This is a genomic window from Dermabacter sp. HMSC06F07, from assembly GCF_001807345.1.
GTDB classification, from domain to species: domain Bacteria; phylum Actinomycetota; class Actinomycetes; order Actinomycetales; family Dermabacteraceae; genus Dermabacter; species Dermabacter hominis.
The window spans coordinates 1-720 of sequence record NZ_KV788573.1; the positions used below are offsets into that span (position 1 = coordinate 1).

General features: G+C 56.2%; 1 protein-coding gene. It reads left to right on the forward strand.

Annotated features, from left to right (window positions below):
* The coding region (locus HMPREF3157_RS02165) for an IS3 family transposase (RefSeq protein WP_141740583.1) at window positions 1–674 on the forward strand (674 nt) is incomplete at its 5' end.
* Window positions 675–720: the final 46 nt, after the last annotated feature.

Consider the following 720-nt stretch of genomic DNA (forward strand, 5'->3'; position numbering starts at 1 on the left):
ACCACATTGCGCTTAACCGTAAGACTGTGGCTAAACGGATGTGCATGATGGGGATTGAGGGGATTTCACCGCGGGCCTTTGTCCCGGTGACAACGATTCAAGCTAAGCGTAAGTCCACGCTTCCTGACCTGGTCAAGCGCATGTTTGATACTGGTGAGCTCAACCGGGTGTGGATGTCAGATATTACCTACTTGCGCACCGGTGAAGGCTGGTTGTACTTGTGCGCGGTCCGCGATGGCCATTCCCGCCGGGTGCTGGGCTGGGCTATGGATAGCGTTCAAGATACTTCCCTGGTCGAGCGAGCCCTGCGGATGGCGCACACGTTGCGTGGTGACGTTCCTGATGGGCTGGTGTTTCACGCTGACCGCGGAGCTCAATTCACTAGCGAGCAGCTCTGGGAGGTTTGCCGCAGCCTGAGCATTGCTCAGTCCGTGGGGCGTACTGGTGTGTGCTTCGATAACGCGATGGCTGAGTCGTTCTGGTCGACGCTTAAAACCGAGTTCTACGACCGTAAGCGCTGGACGACCCGTGATGCTGCACGCAAGGCCGTTGCCTACTGGATTGAAGTCGTCTACAACCGTCGACGCCGACATTCCGCACTCGGTATGGTCAGCCCCGTCGACTTTGAGAACCAAATTGGTCTAATCACTAGCAGAAAAGAAATAGCTGCCTAACCACTAGGTAGCTCCACTACGTGTCCACGATTTGCGGGTAACCCCA